15 protein-coding genes, 1 tRNA gene and 1 rRNA gene are annotated in these 20,295 nt (G+C 45.6%); 7 read left to right on the top strand and 10 right to left on the bottom strand.

Annotation, left to right across the window (positions count from 1 at the left end; genetic code table 11):
• Positions 1–81: 81 nt before the first annotated feature.
• Together rrf and AACQ42_RS05135 are read left to right on the top strand one after the other, a co-directional pair.
• A 5S ribosomal RNA gene (rrf, locus tag AACQ42_RS05140) occupies positions 82–197 on the top strand.
• A 29-nt stretch (positions 198–226) separates the two neighbouring features.
• Positions 227–303 (top strand) — tRNA-Asp (locus AACQ42_RS05135).
• A gap of 173 nt (positions 304–476) precedes the next feature.
• Here the strand turns inward: AACQ42_RS05135 and add are convergent.
• The 6 genes from add to glnA all read right to left on the bottom strand — a co-directional run bounded on the left by add (position 477) and on the right by glnA (position 8,991).
• The gene (gene add / locus AACQ42_RS05130; RefSeq protein WP_094166053.1) at positions 477–1,481 is read right to left on the bottom strand and encodes an adenosine deaminase; all 1,005 of its coding nucleotides are present in this window, start codon (positions 1,479–1,481) and stop codon (positions 477–479) included.
• 91 nt (positions 1,482–1,572) lie between these two features.
• Positions 1,573–4,122, bottom strand: a complete 2,550-nt coding sequence (locus AACQ42_RS05125) for a bifunctional diguanylate cyclase/phosphodiesterase (RefSeq protein ID WP_441351198.1) — start codon at positions 4,120–4,122, stop codon at positions 1,573–1,575.
• A gap of 105 nt (positions 4,123–4,227) precedes the next feature.
• Positions 4,228–5,631, bottom strand: a complete 1,404-nt coding sequence (glnG, locus tag AACQ42_RS05120) for a nitrogen regulation protein NR(I) (protein ID WP_094166051.1) — start codon at positions 5,629–5,631, stop codon at positions 4,228–4,230.
• Between the two features lie 39 nt (positions 5,632–5,670).
• Positions 5,671–6,717: a nitrogen regulation protein NR(II) gene (gene glnL / locus AACQ42_RS05115; protein WP_029388366.1), complete on the bottom strand. Its 1,047-nt coding sequence runs from the start codon at positions 6,715–6,717 to the stop codon at positions 5,671–5,673.
• Positions 6,718–6,851: 134 nt separating this feature from the next.
• Positions 6,852–7,409 carry a DUF4124 domain-containing protein gene (locus tag AACQ42_RS05110; RefSeq protein WP_441351197.1) on the bottom strand — a complete coding sequence of 186 codons (558 nt, stop codon included), beginning with the start codon at positions 7,407–7,409 and terminating at the stop codon, positions 6,852–6,854.
• 172 nt (positions 7,410–7,581) lie between these two features.
• Positions 7,582–8,991, bottom strand: a complete 1,410-nt coding sequence (gene glnA / locus AACQ42_RS05105; RefSeq protein ID WP_017043509.1) for a glutamate--ammonia ligase — start codon at positions 8,989–8,991, stop codon at positions 7,582–7,584.
• Between the two features lie 500 nt (positions 8,992–9,491).
• On the opposite strand from glnA, the gene typA reads away from it, so the two are divergent.
• The 4 genes from typA to AACQ42_RS05085 all read left to right on the top strand — a co-directional run bounded on the left by typA (position 9,492) and on the right by AACQ42_RS05085 (position 13,774).
• Entirely contained in the window at positions 9,492–11,315 is a 1,824-nt protein-coding gene (typA, locus tag AACQ42_RS05100) for a translational GTPase TypA (protein WP_094166049.1), read from the top strand.
• Between the two features lie 133 nt (positions 11,316–11,448).
• Positions 11,449–12,363, top strand: coding sequence for a virulence factor BrkB family protein (locus tag AACQ42_RS05095; protein ID WP_094166048.1), 915 nt, complete (start codon positions 11,449–11,451; stop codon positions 12,361–12,363).
• A complete protein-coding gene (gene dtd / locus AACQ42_RS05090) occupies positions 12,335–12,769 on the top strand; it encodes a D-aminoacyl-tRNA deacylase (RefSeq protein WP_013855445.1) in 435 nt (144 codons plus the stop codon). The genes AACQ42_RS05095 and dtd overlap by 29 nt, the downstream gene beginning before the upstream one ends.
• A gap of 72 nt (positions 12,770–12,841) precedes the next feature.
• Complete coding sequence (locus AACQ42_RS05085) at positions 12,842–13,774, top strand: bifunctional GNAT family N-acetyltransferase/hotdog fold thioesterase (protein WP_017043511.1); 933 nt, start codon at positions 12,842–12,844, stop codon at positions 13,772–13,774.
• Here AACQ42_RS05085 and AACQ42_RS05080 read toward each other — a convergent pair.
• From AACQ42_RS05080 to hslR, 4 genes are all read right to left on the bottom strand, one after another.
• Positions 13,735–15,669 carry an AsmA family protein gene (locus AACQ42_RS05080; RefSeq protein WP_094166047.1) on the bottom strand — a complete coding sequence of 645 codons (1,935 nt, stop codon included), beginning with the start codon at positions 15,667–15,669 and terminating at the stop codon, positions 13,735–13,737. The two genes, AACQ42_RS05085 and AACQ42_RS05080, sit on opposite strands and share 40 nt — an antisense overlap.
• Before the next feature lie 107 nt (positions 15,670–15,776).
• Positions 15,777–17,405 (bottom strand): phosphoenolpyruvate carboxykinase (ATP), encoded by a 1,629-nt coding sequence (gene pckA / locus AACQ42_RS05075; protein WP_013855443.1) that lies wholly within the window; start codon positions 17,403–17,405, stop codon positions 15,777–15,779.
• A gap of 337 nt (positions 17,406–17,742) precedes the next feature.
• Positions 17,743–18,618: an Hsp33 family molecular chaperone HslO gene (gene hslO / locus AACQ42_RS05070; protein ID WP_094166046.1), complete on the bottom strand. Its 876-nt coding sequence runs from the start codon at positions 18,616–18,618 to the stop codon at positions 17,743–17,745.
• Positions 18,619–18,649: 31 nt separating this feature from the next.
• Complete coding sequence (hslR, locus tag AACQ42_RS05065; protein WP_026028320.1) at positions 18,650–19,036, bottom strand: ribosome-associated heat shock protein Hsp15; 387 nt, start codon at positions 19,034–19,036, stop codon at positions 18,650–18,652.
• 337 nt (positions 19,037–19,373) lie between these two features.
• Here hslR and gspC point away from each other — a divergent pair, with 337 nt between their 5' ends.
• Positions 19,374–20,270: a type II secretion system protein GspC gene (gene gspC, locus AACQ42_RS05060; RefSeq protein WP_228376488.1), complete on the top strand. Its 897-nt coding sequence runs from the start codon at positions 19,374–19,376 to the stop codon at positions 20,268–20,270.
• Positions 20,271–20,295 lie beyond the last annotated feature (25 nt).

Raw genomic sequence — 20,295 nt, 5'->3', positions numbered from 1 at the left:
CCGAAGGGGTTTTGTGGGCTCAATTGAAGAACATTGAATGTGTGAATGAGAACGAAGCAGCTTTCCGAATTAAGAAATTTGCTTGGCGACCATAGCGTTGTGGACCCACCTGATTCCATGCCGAACTCAGAAGTGAAACACAACAGCGCCGATGGTAGTGTGGGGTCTCCCCATGTGAGAGTAGGACATCGCCAGGCTTTGAATATTGTCTAACCAGACACGCTGCGGAGCGGTAGTTCAGTTGGTTAGAATACCGGCCTGTCACGCCGGGGGTCGCGGGTTCGAGTCCCGTCCGCTCCGCCACTTATTAAGAAGCCCTGCTAGTAATAGCTGGGCTTTTTTCGTTTGAGTAAAATAGCATTTTATTTTTATTACTCTCAGTGCAGTAGTGGTCAATCTATCTTGATTCTTTTCGGTCTTAGGTATAAGAAAGCCGATGTATTAAACATCGGCTAGAGAGACATGGTTCAGGAGATTTAGCTACGCAAAGCGGCTTTGGCTGACAGTGCTTTTTTATCTGAGTCTGAAAGAAAGGCTAATTCTAATCCGTTAATTTGCGTTTGTCTGATCTGCTCTTGAGAAAGACCCGCTTGAGGTGCTGCAACTTCATATTCATATGGAAGTTCAATACCTTCAACCGCTGGGTCATCAGTATTTAAACAAGCAAGTATCCCGTGCTCTAAAAACTGTTTTATAGGATGATGAGCAAGAGAGTTTACTGTGCTCGTTTGGAAGTTTGACGTTAGGCAAGACTCAATGCCAATACGGTGTTTGGCAAGATAATCCATTAGCTTAGGGTCATGGACGGCTTTTACTCCGTGTCCAATGCGTTCTGCACCTAGCTCTTTAATTGCCTGCCACATACTTTCTGACCCCGCCGCCTCTCCAGCATGTACTGTAACTCTTAGTCCTGCATCTCGTACTTGTTTAAAGTGAGAAATAAATCGCTCGCCCGGTTGCCCAAGTTCATCGCCTGCCAAGTCGACTGCAACAATGTGCTGCTTTTGAGTCAAAATAGCGTCTAGCTCCTGCTGACAAGCATCGGTGCCAAAAGTGCGGCTCATAATTCCTATTAGGTTAGCCTGAATACCGAAGTCTCGAACGCCCGCTTGTACCCCATCAACTACAGCCTCAACAACGCCAGCGATAGGCAGTTGATGTTTCATAGCCATATAGTAAGGAGAGAACCTCAGCTCGGCATAATCAATTTGAGCATTTAAGGCATCTTCGATATTTTCGTAGGCGACTCTTCGGCAAGCATCGAGATCACCCAATACGGCAACTCCCCAATCAAGTTTTGATAAAAAGGCGACCAATGATGGTTCTGCTTCGACGATTTGTACATGAGGTGTGAGCTCTTCTATGTTGCCAGCTGGCAGCGCTACACCAAATCGTTGCCCTAGTTCTAAGATAGTTTTGGTTCGAATGTTGCCGTCAAGATGGCGATGCAAATCAGTAAGCGGTAGATTTTTAGTTATCATTATGTTTTTCCGAAAGTGTGTATAGCATCAAGTATAAAAATCAATGTGGTCAGTGTCAGCTAGCAAAGAGTATTAAATCATCCAATTCTGTTTATTTGGCTTTTATGTTTACCATATCTGTTGACCATTCGTTAAAAGGGATGGCTTTACTAAACAGAAAGCCTTGTCCCTGAGTGCAGTTAAGCATGGTTAGGAGATGGACTTGCTCTTTGGTTTCAATACCTTCTGCTACAATTTCGACATTAAACCCACGAGTCATGTTGATGATTGCCGCAACGACTGAGCTACTGAGATTTGTCTGTTCGAGCTGCGATACAAACGCCCTGTCTATTTTTAAACAATCGAATGGAAGTTGATGTAAATAAGAAAGGGAGCTGTATCCGGTACCAAAATCATCTATCGCGATATGGATGCCCAGCTCTTTGAGTTTGTTCATGTTTGCTAAAATAACTGGGTCGTTATCAACAATTCTTGATTCTGTGATCTCTAAAGCGAGATTATTGGGTTCAAGCCCCGTTCTTTCCAAAGTCGCTTTGAGTTCATGAACAAACTGAGGTTGAGATAGCTGGTTCACTGAGAGGTTGACGTGCATTTTAAACGTCGATCCCCATTTACCCATCTTGATGCCTTGCATCGTGTCAAAACACGCTTGATACAAGATTTGCTCACCAATCAGGCCAATAAAGCCGCTTTCTTCAGCGATAGGAATGAATTCCAAGGGGGGAATGATATCACCGCTTGGTGTCACCCAGCGTGCCAAGGCTTCAGCTCCGATGATATCTCCCGTTGATAAGTTTACAATTGGTTGATAATACGGAATATATTCTTTGTTCTCTATGGCAAGCTTAATTTGAGTGAGCATTTGCGTACGTTTACGAGAAACATCGTCCATCTCTGGAGAGTAATAGCAGATCCTTGAGCGCTCTTGCTTGGCGTGGCTGAGTGCGATGCTACCATTACGTAACCATAGCGCCATAGTATGGAGTGTGTCATTAGGAAGCACGATGCCAATGGAGGCATTGACGACCACTTTTTCATTATGCATTGAGAATGGGACAGCAAACATTTGTAATATGCTGTTAGCCGCGGATTGGGCTTCATTCTTTTGTTGTAAAGAGGGGATGTAAATAGCGAATTCATCACCACCTGTACGAGCAATACATGAGGTGCTCGCAAATAGTGTGCGTAATTTTTCAGCAATAATTTGTAATAGTAAGTCACCTTGCTGATGTCCCAAGCTGTCATTAATATCTCTGAATTTATCGATGCCGATAAGCAATAGGCTGCCATTAATTTGATTTAATTGACTAAAGTTATCAATTAAACCTTCACGGCTATAGAGCTTGGTTAGGGAATCGTAGATCAATTGGGAATGCAATGCCTTAAATGAGGCTTTTAGGTTGTTGGCCATTTCATTGAATGAATAAACAAGCAAACTCGTTTCATAAATATTGCCAGCTTTCGGCATGTTACTTTCCCAATCCCCTTTTGCTAGATGCTGAGCAGCAGCCGCGGTAGCGGTAATTGGAGTGGTGATTCGATTAAAGGCAATGAGCCCTATACCAATGCCGATAAGGCTGACAATACCGCCAATAATCCAACTGTTTTGTTGGTTTTCTGGCAATCGACCAAGTAGATCGGTTTCTGAAATCGAGACGCCAATAAACCATTCGATGCCATGTTTATCTTTAAAGGGAGTGAGATGATTAAAATAGCGGGTGCCATCAACTACCGTTTCGAATTTGTTGAGTGTTGCTGACAGCATTTTGTCATGGTTATCAATATAATGTGCACTGGCTTGGATCACTGGGTTGGCATTTTCGATAGCCAGTAGTCGCTCTCCTTTTGCCGACAGTTCGGTCCCCCAAGAGACAACGGTGCTGGTATTGGAGTGAGCCACCAATCTTTTTTCTGGATCAATAATATACACGTTGGCATGAGTTTTCTGTTGCAGTGAGGCCAGAAACGCATTGAACGTATCGATTTTCACATCAGTCACCAAAACACCGATGAATTTGTTCATAGAGAAAACGGGTGCTAAAGCAGAGAGCGTGATCTCTTGGCGTTCATCAACATTAGTGTAGATTGGCGACCAACTTGGGCTTAAACTTTGTGCAACTGGAGTATACCAGGGGCGAGTTCTTGGATCATAATCGGCAATGGTGGAGCGAATATCTTGATTGATGGTTTTTCCTGAGTAGATCACCAAGTTTTGCTGAGTTCGATTATCTTTCACCATCAAGGTAAAACTATCACCAATCTCTTTGCGAAAGCCCACGTACTCCGCCTGTTCGCCACCAAATCCGATCACATCAATTTGTTCTAGTGGTCGATAAAGCGTTTCAAAACTGGCAAGCAGATATCCTTCTATTTTACTGACATCGTCCGCAGAATAGAACTGACTAAAGCCGATCGTGTGGCTTAAAGCGAGGCTGGCTTGAAAAGGTTCATCGAGAAAACTGATCAGTCGCTGCTCTACATTGGCATTTAATGATGAAAGCTGTTTGCTGCTAATGTCATCAACCATCTCTTCATAACTGTATTTTTGTACACCCACAATCACTCCAATCGTTATGAGGAAAATCATAACAAATGGTAGAACAACGGCTGTTTTCAACGTTATTTGATTCGTAAATGACATGTCGTGTCTTCTGCATCCATACAAATTATCGGTAAAACACGCAAGGTGGTGGGTGATTGCATTGTGCCAGAAAGTGAATCACTACACCTGATCATTAAAAAATTCTCAGTAAAGTTCTTTTAACTTCCTTGTCAACGTATTGCGCCCCCACCCAAGCACCTTAGCTGCGTCTTGTTTGTGACCATTGGTGTGATGAAGTGCTGCTTCCAAAAGTATACGTTCAAATTCAGGAAGTGCATAAGAAAGCAACTCTGTTTCTCCTGAAGCTAATGAAGATTTAGCCCAACTTGCGAGTTGTTGTTGCCAACTTATAGCACTATCAAAGTCATTATTTTTCTTTTCCGACAATAATTCGGAAGGAAGATCACTGGGTAGCACCTCGCTGCCACTGGCCATTACAGTTAACCAGCGGCACATATTTTCAAGTTGTCGTACGTTTCCCGGCCATTCAAGACGATTCAAAATTTCAATGCTCTTAGGATGTAGCGTTTTCATTTCTACGCCTAATTCTTTTGCTGCAGAGGCGAGAAAGTGCTTGGTCAGTTTTTCTATATCTTGGCTTCGCTCACGCAGTGCTGGGATATGAATACGAATGACATTGAGACGGTGAAAAAGGTCGTCACGAAACTTTCCTTGATGAACGAGTTTTTCTAAGTTTTGGTGAGTAGCGGCGACAATGCGGACATCCACTTTGATTGCTGAATGCCCTCCTACGCGGTAAAACTGACCATCGGCTAAAACACGCAGTAGCCGAGTTTGAATGTCGAGCGGCATATCGCCAATTTCATCTAAGAACAGAGTGCCCCCATTGGCCTGCTCAAAACGCCCTTGGCGGACACTGTTTGCACCAGTGAATGCTCCTTTCTCATGACCAAACAGTTCTGACTCGATGAGATCTTTTGGAATTGCGGCCATATTGAGGGCAATAAACGGTTTTTGGGCACGTGGGCTATGGCGATGAAGCGCGTGAGCGACTAACTCCTTCCCGGTTCCTGATTCACCATTGATCAAGACTGAGATTGAGGAACGTGATAAACGGCCAATCGCCCGAAATACCTCTTGCATTGAAGGGGCTTCTCCAATGATTTCCGGTGTACTATCAACGCCAATCTGTTGATTGGATTGTTCTTTGCGCTGCTCCTGACTATGCGCAATGGCACGTTCAACCAAGGTGAGGGTTTCATCGACATCAAAAGGTTTAGGCAGATACTCAAAGGCACCTTTTTGATAGGCATTCACCGCGGCATCAAGATCTGAGTGGGCAGTCATGATGATGACGGGCAACTCAGGAGATCGTGAATGAACTTGGTTTAGCAGCTCAATACCATTCATGCCCGGCATGCGAATATCGGAAACGAGCACATCGGGCGTTTCTCTTTCTAGCGCCAGTAACACACTTTCGGCATCGGAAAACGTTTCGCATTTTATGTTGGCTGATGAGAGCGTTTTTTCCATCACCCAGCGGATCGAACTATCATCGTCCACCACCCAAACGTATCCTTTACTCATAATGTTTATTCCTTAGCAGCAAACCCAATCTGACATCGGTCAAATGGGTAAATAAATAGTAAATGTGGTTCGACCTGGCCAGCTTTCAACCTCGATTTTTCCATTGTGCTGATCGATCAGGTTTTGTGAGATAGAAAGACCCAGCCCCGTCCCACCTTCACGGCCGCTGACCATGGGGTAAAACAGTGTGTCTTGTAATTCGGTAGGAATGCCTGGGCCGTTATCGCTGATTTCTATGCGTGCCACTAACTTATGGCGCTGTCCGTGAATATTGGCTTGGTGCACTGTTCTGGTGCGCAGTGTGATTTTACCATGCGGATCATGAGATAAAATCTGTGCCGCATTGCTGACGATATTCAGTAATGCCTGCTCGATTTGATCGGTATCCATCAAAATATCGGGCAAGCTGGGGTCATAATCTCGTTCAATCACCAAGTGTGTGCTGGCTTCTAGCTCAATCAATTGGCGGACTTTTTCCAAAATTACATGGAGATTTTCAGAGCACTTCTTGCCCGGTTTTTGTGGGCCGAGCAAACGATCAACGAGCGCGCGCAGTCGATCGGCTTGTTCAATAATAATTTGGGTGTACTCAGTGAGACTGTGGTCCGGCAACATTCTTTCTAGCAGTTGCGCCGCGCCGCGTAGCCCACCTAATGGGTTTTTAATTTCATGCGCCAGCCCGCGAACTAAGAGCTTTGCCGCTTGCTGTTGCGCGTGCTGATTGAGCTCTTGTGTTAACCGTCGTTGTTGGCCAATTTTGCGCATTTCGACCAAAAGCATCAGCTCGCGTTGCCAAGATATAGGGCTCACGGTCACTTCCAGCATCAGTGGCTTACCATCGACCACAAACGTAACATCGCTATCAGTAATACTTTGGCCACTTTGCAACGGCTGAGAAAGCAGCGCTAAATCAAGAGAAGCGTGCTGGATGAGTTTTGACAGTGGTTGGTTGATAATTCGCTTAGCACTTTGGGAGAAGAGTTGTTCAGCCGCTGGATTGGCATAACGGATACAAAGAGACTCATCGAGCATCAAGGTGGCGGTAACGATATTATTTAAAATCGTTTGGCTTAGCTCACAATTCACGTTTTCATCCTTGTCCGTGTTCCCAAATGATGCAATGCACAACTTTGGTGCATTGCATGGCTAAGTATGGCGCATCGGTGTCAGAAGAAAAAGTGAAACCTGTTGTTATATCGAGCTTATTGGCGAAGAGTTCATCACTTGATGCTGGCTCGATGTAAATGCACCGTCACAGGGTTAGACGATGCAATAATCTTGCCGTTTACAACTACTTGAATTAAAAAGCGATGCGTTCCTCTATCTAGATTTTTCAGCGTCCAAGTAGGTTGAGTGGTGGGAGCGCCATAGGCCTTGTCATTCATGACCAATTGCAACTGTTCACTGACGGTTAAGTTGCGATTGAGTTCGGCGTTGATTGAAATAACGCCCGCATTGCTGCGTAAGGTTTCATCGTCAGCCGGAGAGCGAATTGCAATGGTTAGCGGTTCTATTTTGTTGACATGGGTTGCGGATTTTTCCAGTGGCAGCTCTTTGGTAAGGTTAGTGACGGGGTGAGATTTTTCAAAGGTTGGCTCAGGCGCATCGGCCTGAAAATCAGGAATCGAAATTTGCTTTGCTCCCTTATCTTGTGGGACATCGCTAAGATGCAACACGCCGTTCGCATCCACCCACGTATAGACGTTTTGTGCAATTGAAGTCGCGGAATAAAGCATGATGAGTGTTAGGAGTAAAGTTCGGATCAGATTCACAGGCATCCCCCTATATAGAGATGTTTTCACGTTAAGGGTATCGGCTTTTGAGTGCCGTTATTGTTGTAACGCTAATGTTACGACGTTCGGAATTAACCCCAAATATGAAAAAGGCTCACCTGCGAGGCGAGCCTAATAAATCCGTAACCTAAGTTACATTTTGTACTAAAGCTAAGAATTATACCGAGTAGTACAATTCAAATTCTAGTGGGTGAACGGCCATGTTGACGCGTTCTACATCTTTTGCTTTTAGCGTGATGTATGAGTTGATGAAATCATCAGAGAATACGCCGCCAGCGGTCAGGAATTCACGATCTTCATCCAGTGCTTTTAGTGCCACTTCAAGTGACTCGGCTACTTTTGGAATCTCAGCGGCTTCTTCTGCTGGTAGGTCGTACAGATCTTTATCCATCGCTTCTCCTGGATGGATCTTGTTCTTGATACCATCAAGACCAGCCATTAGAAGAGCGGCAAACGCTAGGTATGGGTTTGCTGCTGGATCTGGGAAACGAGCTTCGATACGACGTGCTTTCGGGCTTGGTACTACTGGAATACGGATAGACGCAGAACGGTTACGAGCCGAGTAAGCTAGCATTACCGGTGCTTCAAACCCAGGGACAAGGCGCTTGTACGAGTTTGTTGATGGGTTAGCAAATGCGTTGATGGCACGCGCGTGCTTGATGATACCGCCAATGTAGTAAAGCGCTAAGTCAGATAGACCGCCGTACTTGTCACCAGCAAATAGGTTTACACCATCTTTTGCAAGAGATTGGTGAACGTGCATACCTGAACCGTTGTCGCCAACAAGAGGCTTAGGCATGAAGGTCGCTGTTTTACCAAAGGCGTGCGCAACGTTGTGCACCACGTATTTGTAGATTTGGATCTCATCGGCTTTAGTAGTTAGCGTATTAAAGCGAGTGGCGATTTCGTTTTGACCTGCAGTCGCTACTTCATGGTGGTGAGCTTCAACGACGAGGCCCATCTCTTCCATGATCAAACACATGGCTGAGCGGATGTCTTGTGATGAGTCAACCGGTGCAACAGGGAAATAACCACCTTTCACACCAGGGCGGTGACCTTTGTTACCACCTTCAATTTCAGCGCCAGTGTTCCAAGCCGCTTCGATATCATCAATTTTGAATGAGGCACCAGACATATTGTTGGTGTATTTCACGTCATCAAAAAGGAAGAACTCTGGCTCTGGACCGACAAGAACGGTGTCTGCGATACCTGTTGAACGCATGTAATCTTCTGCGCGTTTTGCGATAGAACGTGGGTCACGATCGTAGCCTTGCATGGTTGCAGGCTCTAGAATGTCACAACGAATGTTAAGTGTTGCGTCTTCTGTGAACGGGTCAAGAACTGCACTTGATGCATCAGGCATCATCACCATGTCAGACTCATTGATTCCTTTCCAGCCAGCAACGGATGAACCATCGAACATCTTACCTTCTTCGAAGAAGTCTGCGTCGACTTGATGAGCAGGAATAGATATATGTTGCTCTTTGCCTTTCGTGTCGGTAAAGCGCAGGTCAACAAACTTAACTTCGTTTTCTTGGATCAGCGATAGAACGTTTTCTACTGACATCTTGGATAACCTCCAGTGTTATTAAAGCGGTAATGGCCCGAATCGAATTGAAACTAGCATTGATTAATTTCATTCTAAACTTATTAATCGATGCTGTTTCTAACAAAGCTAAATTCGTGCCAATTAAATTAATCCTTTAATTTCAAGTGCTTTGGTTGTTCTTTGTCGAATTTAAATGCTTCTCTGCACCAAAAAGATCCTTATTTGCACTATTTTGGTGCCTTGAGTTTTATGTTGCACCATTAACTACCAAAGCGCACACTATTCAGCCTAGGTTTACTAGGCTTGTCAATGCTGATTTAGTCCATTTTGATGCAATTTGTTTTAAAGCAAGTAGCGGACTAAGCTTGTGGTGAGCGAAAATCAGCGCGATAGATCACATATTTCTAGGTTTTTCGCCAAAATCTGGTACATTATTGACCGTTTTTTTAATCAAGTTCTATGCTCGTTGCGGCCTCATGCCGAAGCGAGTTACTCCCTTAATAAGTGAAGCAAAATCCATGGCTACTCCACAGATTGATAAATTAAGAAATATCGCGATCATCGCACACGTTGACCACGGTAAAACAACGTTGGTTGATAAACTGCTGCAACAGTCAGGTACGTTAGAGTCTCGCGGTAATACGGAAGAGCGGGTCATGGACTCGAACGATATCGAGAAAGAGCGCGGTATCACTATCCTTGCAAAAAATACAGCCATTAACTGGAATGATTTCCGTATCAACATCGTAGATACTCCAGGACACGCCGACTTCGGTGGTGAAGTTGAACGTATCATGTCAATGGTTGACTCTGTTTTGCTGATTGTTGATGCGGTTGATGGCCCAATGCCACAAACTCGCTTCGTAACACAAAAAGCCTTTGCTCACGGTTTGAAACCAATCGTTGTTATTAACAAAATTGACCGTCCTGGTGCTCGCCCTGATTGGGTTATGGATCAAGTGTTCGACCTGTTCGACAACCTTGGTGCAACGGATGAGCAGCTCGACTTTAAAGTGGTTTATGCTTCTGCACTGAACGGTTGGGCGACACTTAACGAAGGTAAAGTTGGCGAAAACATGGAACCTTTGTTCCAAGCGATCGTTGACAATGTAGAGTCACCACAAGTTGACCTTGATGGCCCACTACAAATGCAAGTTTCTCAACTTGATTACAGCTCTTACGTTGGTGTGATCGGTGTTTGTCGTGTGACTCGTGGTAGCGTAAAAGCGAACCAACAAGTAACAGTTGTCGGTGCTGATGGTAAGAAACGTAACGGTAAAGTTGGTACAGTTCTGGGTTATCTTGGCCTTGAGCGTAACGAAGTTGAACAAGCTAACGCTGGCGACATCATTGCGGTAACAGGTTTAGGTGAGCTGAAAATTTCAGACACCATTTGTGATCAAAACTGTGTTGAAGCCATGGTGCCGCTATCCGTTGATGAACCGACAGTGACCATGACTTTCCAAGTCAATACCTCACCGTTTGCAGGTAAAGAAGGTAAATACGTGACTTCACGTAATATCCTTGAGCGTCTGCAAAAAGAGCTTGTTCATAACGTAGCATTGCGTGTTGAAGAAACCGACAACCCAGATCGCTTCCGCGTTTCAGGTCGTGGTGAACTTCACCTATCAATCCTGATTGAGAACATGCGTCGTGAAGGCTTTGAGCTTGCGGTTTCTCGTCCTGAAGTTATTTTGAAGGAAGAAGACGGCCAGAAAATGGAACCGTTCGAAACCGTAACGATCGATGTGATGGAAGAGAGCCAAGGCGGCGTGATGGAGAAAATCGGCCTACGTAAAGGTGAGCTGACGAACATGACTCCAGACGGCAAAGGCCGTGTGCGTCTTGATTTCATGATGCCTTCTCGCGGTTTGATTGGTTTCCAAACAGAATTCATGACCTTAACCTCAGGTTCAGGTTTGCTTTACCATACGTTTGATCATTACGGCCTACACAAAGGCGGTAACATTGGTCAACGTAACAACGGCGTGTTGATATCTAACGCGACAGGTAAAGCGTTGACTTACGCTCTATTCAACCTACAAGAGCGCGGTCGCCTATTTACTGAGCACGCAGATGAAGTGTACGAAGGCCAAGTGATCGGTATCCACAACCGTTCTAACGACCTAACAGTGAACTGCTTGAAAGGCAAGCAGCTGACAAACGTTCGTGCTTCTGGTACTGATGAAGCGCAAGTATTGTCACCTGCAATCAAGTTTACACTTGAGCAAGCACTTGAGTTTATTGACGACGATGAACTAGTGGAAGTGACCCCACAGAGCATTCGTATCCGTAAACGTCATTTGACTGAAAATGATCGTAAACGTGCAAGCCGTGGCTAATACCGTCATGGTATAAGTTAACGAGTTAATCTAAGGGCGAGGAGTGTACTTCTCGCCCTTTGCTTATCTGCAATATAGTCAGTTTTAGGTATAGAATGGTGATTGATGATAAAAATAAGCAGGGAGAAGGCATTTGAAAATTAAAAAGCTTGGCAAACAATGTTTACTGTTTGCGCGTTATTTACTCAGCCGGATGGATCATGACCGCGTCAATGTTAATGCGGGCTATTTGGCTTATATCACGTTGTTGTCGATCGTACCTATGCTTACCGTGCTGTTATCAATTCTCTCCTCATTTTCTATTTTTGCCAATGTCGGTATGGTTATTCAAGATTTTGTGATCACCCATTTTGTGCCTGCCGCAGGCGATGTAGTGCGAGAGGCGTTGCTCGAATTTATCGCGAATACAGGTAAGATGACGGCCGTGGGCGGGGCATTTTTATTCGTTGCAGCTTTAATGCTGATTTCCAATATTGACAAGAATTTGAACTACATTTGGCGAGTTAAAAACAAACGGCGCATGGTGCTCTCTTTTTCAATGTATTGGATGGTTCTTACGCTCGGGCCAATTTTAGTCGGCGCGAGTATTGCGGCAACCTCGTATATTACCTCACTCAAGATTATTGACAGCGAAGCACTCTCTGGTGCTTATAATTTGTTGCTGCGCTGGCTACCTTTTATTTTGTCATTCTCTGCTTTTGTCGGTTTGTACCTGCTGGTGCCGAATAAAAAAGTGCATCTTTCACACGCCTTGGTCGGGGCAATGGTGGCGGCTATTTTATTTGAGTTCAGTAAAAAAGGGTTTGCTGCTTATATTACTCAGTTTCCCTCCTATCAACTGATTTACGGCGCACTGGCGGCGATCCCTATCCTGTTTGTGTGGGTCTACTTATGCTGGATGATTGTGCTCGTTGGGGCGGAGGTGACGGCGACTTTGGGTGAAAAAGAGCACTGGAGCAATGAGCAAGAAATGCTAAACTCATTGCCTATCTCCGAGCAAATGATAAAGGGAAATCAGAGTGATAGCGTTGATCCAGAGAGTGAGTGAAGCGGCGGTACGTGTTGATGGGGAAGTGGTTGGCGAAATCAATCAAGGCTTACTGGTGCTACTTGGGGTCGAAAGAGATGACGATGAGGCAAAGGCCAAACGTCTAGTCGAACGCGTGACTCAGTACCGCGTGTTTGAAGATGAAGAAGGAAAAATGAACTTGAACGTGCAACAAGTGAACGGTCAGGTTTTAGTGGTGTCTCAATTTACATTGCCAGCCGATACCAAAAAGGGGACGCGTGCCGGATTTTCAAAAGGTGCACACCCTGCTGATGCTGAGCGTCTGTATGATTACTTTTCGGATTTGTGTGAGCACATTTTGCCAACTCAGCGTGGCCGCTTTGCACAAGATATGAAAGTCTCGCTGATTAATGATGGCCCAGTGACATTCTGGCTTCAGGTTTAATAAAGAAATGGATAGAGCCTCCTTCGTTGGGATCATGCGGAGTATGAGAGGCTGTGATTTAGGGATAACCAAATGTTTAAACTGATTACGCCAAGTACCGACAACCAACTGAATAAATACTACCATTTTCGCTGGCAAATGCTGCGTGAGCCATGGCATCTACCGATCGGCTCGGAGCGTGATGAGTATGATGGCATGAGCCACCACAGGATGATTGTCGATGGTCGTAACCGACCGATTGCTATTGGTCGCTTGTACATTACGCCAGATTGCGAAGGGCAAATTCGCTATATGGCGGTTAAAAGTAGCCGTCGCAATAAAGGTATGGGCTCTTTGGTGCTGGTGGCGCTAGAGTCACTGGCTCGTCAAGAAGGTGCAAAGCGCCTAGTCTGTAGCGCCCGTGAAGATGCGATTGCATTTTATGAAAAGAACGGCTTTGAACGCCGGGGCTCGCTCAATGATGAACGCGGGCCAGTGCGACATCAACAAATGGTCAAACCGCTTGATCCCATGGCCAATGTGATTCGCAAACCTGAATGGTGTACTGAACTGCAAGAACGCTGGGCCACGCACATTCCTATCAGCGAAAAAATGGGCATTAAGGTGACTCAATATACGGGCTACCAATTTGAGTGCAGCGCTCAGCTCAATCCGAATTTGAACCCACACAACACCTTATTTGCAGGCTCGGCATTTACCCTTGCCACCTTGACCGGATGGGGAATGGCATGGTTGCTGATGCGTGAGCGAAGCCTGAATGGCGATATTGTTTTGGTTGATAGCCGCATCCGCTATCGTCACCCTGTGGTGCATAACCCTTTAGCCTTCACTTCATTGGATGGCATCAGTGGCGATTTAGATCGTTTAGCCAGTGGACGTAAAGCGCGTATCGTCGTCAATGTCACTATCACCAGTGGCGGTAAACCCGCCGTTGAATTTACGGGAACCTATATGTTGATCCCCAATTACAAGGCATTGTTAGCCGCCGCATCATCGGCTGAGTAAGTATCGGTTTCTGGATCACACGAATAGATGGTGTGCTGTGTGTTGTGGAGCAGTTCGAAGTGCATCTCACGGCACATCTGTTGGAGGTTAAGGTTAAGTTGTCCTTTCTCCAACTTGACCAAATCCACGTGACCACCAAGGTTTGCCTTGAGCGTCTTTCCAACCAGCGGCGTTGTATTAATCATCATCCGCCCTCTGTCTGAGTGAATGACTAAACCTTCGAGCGTAAACGGCTCATGGCTGAGGTTTTGCTCAGGATCGCTTAGCGTTAATATGCCTTGTCGAATATTGAGCGTTGCTTCACCTGTGAGGGAGTGGGCGAAGGTGGCGTAGTCTCCGGCGAGGCCGTTGACCTGCGCTTCCAATTCACTGAGACCCTCTATGGTAAAGGGAAGCTGGGTGACTTTATTGAGCACCGCTAGCGGTAGCCCATCGGCATGAATGTTGGTTTGCCAAGGCTGACTTAACGTTTGGAAATTCCAACGCGCAGTGGCATCGATATAGCCGTTTTCTAACGGCATGAATAAACGATCTAGGTACCATTGGCCTTGCTCGCTGCGCATCTCAACGACGCTTTGCGTGCTCAATAGTGAATCGTAGCTGGCGCTGTTTGCGCTGATATTGAGCGTGCCTTGCCACAATCCCAAGCGTTTTTCTTTTACGAGAGTTAACTGCTTCCCTTTGGCATGGACACCAGACAATTGCCAATAAGGTGGCGCAAATAATTGAATGAGTTGGCTATTGGCGATGGTGAGTTGCTCGATGGTGAGGTTATCAACCCACGGCCAATGCTGGCTCAGCGACGTAAAATCATCTTTGCTTTCGCTCACCCATTTTACACCGCGAATAGTGAGCTGTTGCAGCGATGCTGAGGTTGGGGTGATAACACCCGCCCATTGAATATCACCTTGCTTAAATTCACTACTAAAATCCTCAATGATCAGTTTACCCGGCTCGGTGCGCAGGCTAAAGGTCGGCTCCACCCACTGCTGACCTAGCCAAGTTGCATCGTCGGCTTGCAGCGAGAACTTACCTTGTTGCTGCTGCCAAATATTGCTGTGTGGATAAATGTTCTCCAGCGAAATATCGACGTTACGCAAGCTGATATCCGCAAGCTCGATCTGACTGTTTAAAATATCTAAGCTATTGATATGGTCTATTTTGTCAAAGAGCTGAAACCAACCCGATTGGCGTAAGGAATGACTCATATCTCGGCTAAGATTGAGTTTTTCCAGTGTCACATTGATCAGCGACCAACCTTGAGGATACTGCTCGGCTTGACCTGAAATAGCCGCGCCGCGCCATGACAACGAGAGCCCATAGACGGTGCTGTTGGCAGGTTTGTAATCCATATCGAGCAGTAGGTTATTCAGCGCTTCTCCTTGCCAATAAAATTGTTCAGCTGAGAGTTGTATCTCGCCGAAAGGCAGAGCTGTTGGAGCATCCGGCCAATGTGGATTTTTAATCTGTAGGTTAACACCACGCGCTAGCCAACCTTGTTGGGCGATGTCGGCGTGATTGAGCGCGATTTGGCTCACCGAAATGGGCCATGATCGCAAATCGGTAGGAAGGCCATTTTGTAGACTGATACCACTAAGTAGCACGCTATCAACGGCGATTTTTTGGTCGCGAATGAGCTGTGGGCTGAGCCAAATATCGGCTTGCTCTATCGGGATATGCTGCTTATTTTGCCGCAGTGTTAATTGGTTGAACTGAAAATGCAAAGGATACTGGTATTGAAGAGATTGAAACGTCACGTTTCCTTTCGAAAGCCGTTCAACGAGAGTTTGAGCAACGGGAGTAGCATAAGAGGTATGTAGCAGTGCAAACATACCCAGCATGAAAGTGAGAAATAGCGCGATGATCGCAATCAGCAATGCCAAAGCCTTGTTCATGGTGTCCTTACTCGTAAATCGTTACCTGCGACAGAGTGAAACAAATTACCTCACGCAGCAACAAAAAAAGCCCCTTATCAAAGGGGCTTGCTACTGACTTATCAGTTTTAGTCGAGTTGTGGGCCTGCGGCCACTAATGCTTTACCTTCTGCGTTATCAGTATACTTGGCAAAGTTATTGATAAAGCGCGAGGCGAGATCTTCAGCTTTGCTTGTCCATTGTAGAGGATCCACGTAAGTATCGCGTGGGTCGAGAATGGTTGGGTTCACACCAGGTAGTGAGGTTGGTACTTCAAGATTGAAGATTGGAATATGCTTGGTTGCTGCCTTCTCAATCGAACCATCTAAGATAGCGTCAATGATGGCGCGGGTATCTTGAATCGAGATGCGTTTACCGCTGCCGTTCCAACCAGTGTTGACTAGATAAGCTTCAGCACCAGCTGCTTCCATACGTTTTACCAGCACTTCGGCATATTGTGTTGGGTGGAGCGTTAAAAACGCTGCGCCAAAACAGGCTGAGAAGGTTGGTGTTGGTTCGGTGATGCCACGTTCAGTACCCGCTAGTTTTGCCGTAAAGCCAGACAAGAAGTGATACTTGGTTTGTTCTGGAGTCAATTTAGAGACTGGTGGAAGCACACCAAATGCATCCGCAGATAGGAAGATCACTTTATTGGCGTGACCACCTTTCGATACAGGCTTAACGATGTTTTCGATGTGGTAGATAGGATAAGAAACACGAGTATTCTCGGTTTTAGAACCATCATCAAAGTCAATCGAACCATCGCTACGTACTGTGACGTTTTCCAGTAGCGCATCACGGCGGATCGCGTTGTAGATGTCAGGCTCGGCTTCTTTGGAGAGCTTGATGGTTTTCGCGTAGCAACCTCCTTCAAAGTTAAACACGCCATCATCATCCCAGCCGTGCTCGTCATCGCCGATTAACGCGCGTTTTGGATCGGTAGAGAGTGTGGTTTTTCCTGTGCCAGATAGGCCAAAGAAAATCGCCACATCGCCATCTTTAGCCATGTTGGCTGAGCAGTGCATTGAAGCAATACCTTGCAGTGGAAGGAAGTAGTTCATCATTGCGAACATCCCTTTCTTCATTTCACCGCCGTACCAAGTACCGCCGATCAACTGCATTTTTTCCGTTAAGTTAAACACAGTGAAGTTTTCTGAGTTCAGGCCTTGCTCTTGCCATTTGTCATTGGTGCATTTGGCACCATTCATGACCACAAAATCAGGTTCGAAGTTAGCTAGCTCTTCTTCTGTTGGGCGAATGAACATGTTTTTGACGAAGTGCGCTTGCCACGCCACTTCAGTAATGAAGCGCACGCAAAGGCGCGTATCTGCGTTGGCACCACAGTAACCGTCAAGAACGAATAGACGTTTAGCGGATAGTTGACGACCCACTAGTGCTTTTAGATCATTCCATACTTCTTGGTTAATCGGTTTGTTATCGTTCTTCGCTTGTTCAGATGTCCACCATAGGGTATCGCGTGTGGTGTCATCTTTGACAATGAATTTATCTTTTGGTGAGCGGCCTGTAAAAATGCCAGTATCAACGGCAACAGCGCCAAGTTCAGTGACGACGCCTTTTTCGTAGCCTTCAAGGTCTGGGCGAGTTTCCTCAGCAAATAACAGTTCATAGCTTGGGTTGCGAACCACTTCGACTACGTTGGTTATTCCGTATTTGGTCAGGTCTAGTTGTGCAGCCTTTGTATGTTCCATAACGGTCATAGGTGCTCCTTGTAAGAGATTTTGTAGGGATTTTGTAATAATGTTTGTAATTGTTATCTGCTCACCATGCTAGCAACGGGTGGGGGATAAAACAGGGACACAGTTCAAAAATTGCCCATGACACTCCTGTGGTTTTAGGTGTCCCGTCACATATTGGCGCAACTATTTTATCGCGTACGCAAACCTTTGCGCTAGATCAATAAGATTAATACTTTTAAAAAAATAAGTACGCCATTCTGTTTGTTTAAGGCTTGATTTTACTGGGTTTTGATCACAAAAAAAGCCAGCGTAAAGCTGGCTCTGATACGTTTTCTTCGTGCTTGTTAATTCATGCAAATTAATGAATTGTGTCGCTTCCTGAGGAGGCTTGTGCGTAGAGTGTTGCGATCTCAGCCTCTTCAAATGAGTAGTTGGTGCCACAGTAGTCACAATGTAAAGAAACGGATCCTTCAGACGATAAAATGTCGTAAATTTCCTCTTTGCCTATTGTGATGATGGCCGCCCCACTGCGTTCACGTGAACAACCACAATGAAATTCCACGGGTTGTGGGGTGAACAACTGAACTTTCTCTTGGTTATACAGGCGATACAACAGATCAGTGGCTTCTAAGGTGAACAGCTCTTCGTTTTTTACGGTGTTAGTTAACTGCTCTAAGTGCTCAAAATCATCGGGCGTACCCGTTCCATCTGGAATAGTTTGCAGTAACATGCCAGCGGCACAGGCTTTTCCATCTTGCGTACCAATGCGTATCCAAAGGCGTGTTTTCAACTGTTCAGAGCGGATGAAGTAACCTTCCAGCACTTCCACTAAGTTATCACCCTCTAAACCGACCACACCTTGGTAGCGCTCGCCTTTCTTGGGTTCGATAGTGATAACTAAATGACCTTTACCCATCACAGTGTGTAGGTCGGCATCATCGGCAATATCGCCTTTCCAGCGTGCGACACCACGCACTTTCTGTTCATTATCACCATTGATAACGACTAAGGAAACTGGGCCATTGCCTTGCAATTGCATGGTAATTGAGCCTTCAAACTTCAGCGTTGCGGTTAGCAAGGTCGTTGCGACGAGCAGTTCGCCCAAAAGTTTTTGTACTGGGGCTGGATATTCCTGGCTCGAAAGGATGTGTTGATACGCGTCGTCTAATTGTACCAACTCGCCACGTACGGATAGATCTTCAAATAAGTAGCGATTTAAAATGTTATTTGCCATTTAGCTATTTCCTCGGAACATGGTCCAGCTTTTATTGATGTTTAAATTTAATGATGTCACGACGCTCTTTTTTGTCTGGTCTGCGTTCGGGGCTTGGGTTGTGTGCGTTGAGCTTACGTTGCTCGGCATGATGGGCACGTTTGGCGATGCTTGCTGCGGTTTCCGAATACAGGGTTTGTGCTTCTGGCGCGCTGCGCCTTTGCCCTAACAGATTGATCACAGTGACGATTTTCTCTTCTTGGCCTTGGCGCAAGGTAATCGTTGCCCCAAGCTCGACAATTTTACTTGGCTTGGTGCGTTGGCCATTATAATGGACTTTACCACCATCGACCATACTGCGTGCGATCGACCGCGTTTTATAAAATCGTGCTGCCCATAGCCATTTATCCAATCTTATTTGCTCTGTCGCAGAACTCATACTACAAATGTGCCTCAAAGGGAGTTAGTCTTGTACGTTTTATGGCCTTTACAATGGTGTTTTGGTTCCAGATTTTCAAGCTACCCGACAAAATAATGTCAGTAAAAATGACGAGAATGTCTCCTATGATATATTAATGTGTTTTTGTAGCGCGATCTTCGCGGTCTTATGTATCTGTTCCATTTAAATGGAAGCATAGTTTAAATGAAATGGAAGTATAGTTTGAGGCCAATCCGCCGGTTTTCGTCTGGCTAACGGCTCATGAATGTGAAATATCATGGTTGAAGTAAGAAAATATCAGTAAGGACATCTTTTGAGGCGAATCGATTTTAGCAGTATGACCTCATCTCGCTTATGGCAAGCAGGTTTGCTACAAAAAATACCGCAATGGCAGAAACAAATCAGCCAATTTCTTACCTTAGTATTGCTGGTCACGTCGGCTTGGATTCTAGGAAAAATGGTGTGGCTGATTCAGCAAAACGCGGTTGATATAACGCCTTGGTCTCCAAGAGCAATCGCATCAACGCCGAATGCGGCGCGTTCGCTTGATCTCTCTTCTTTACAACAAGGAAGTTTATTTGGTCGCTATAGCGAGCAGAAGGTCGAAGCCGCACAGCCTGTGGTCAAAGATGCACCTAAAACCAGCCTTAGCTTATTATTGGTTGGGGTGGTGGCGAGCAATGAACCGAGTAAGAGTCTAGCGGTAATCGCAAATCGTGGCAGTCAATCGACCTATGGTGTTAACGAAGTCATTGAAGGAACCCGTGTCAAATTGAAAGCGGTGTTCAATGATCGCGTTATTATTGATAACTCAGGGCGCGATGAAACCTTGATGTTGGATGGAATTGACTATCATAAACCGAGTGTAGCAACGCCTGAGCGCGTTGTTGCATCGAATGTGCGTGGTAATAACCCAGCGTCTGCAGAAGAGAAGTTGGATGACATTCGCGCCGCTATTGCCAGCAATCCGCAAGAAATCTTTAAATATGTACGCCTGTCGCAAGTGAAACGTGATGACAAAGTGCTTGGATACCGAGTGAGCCCCGGGCAATCTCCTGAGCTGTTTGAGTCGGTAGGGCTACAAGATGGCGATGTCGCAATCGCGTTAAACGGTCAGGATTTAACGGACCCGGACGCCATGAATAAGATTTTTCAGTCAGTCTCTGAGTTAACCGAAATGAACTTAACAGTTGAAAGAGACGGGCAATCCCATGACATTTATATCCAATTTTAGACAGACTGATGCATGAGCATGAGTT

The sequence above is a fragment of the Vibrio sp. V12_P9A6T4 genome, assembly GCF_963874835.1.
GTDB classification, from domain to species: Bacteria; Pseudomonadota; Gammaproteobacteria; order Enterobacterales; family Vibrionaceae; genus Vibrio; species Vibrio anguillarum.
This window is presented reverse-complemented; position numbering and strand designations above follow the sequence as displayed.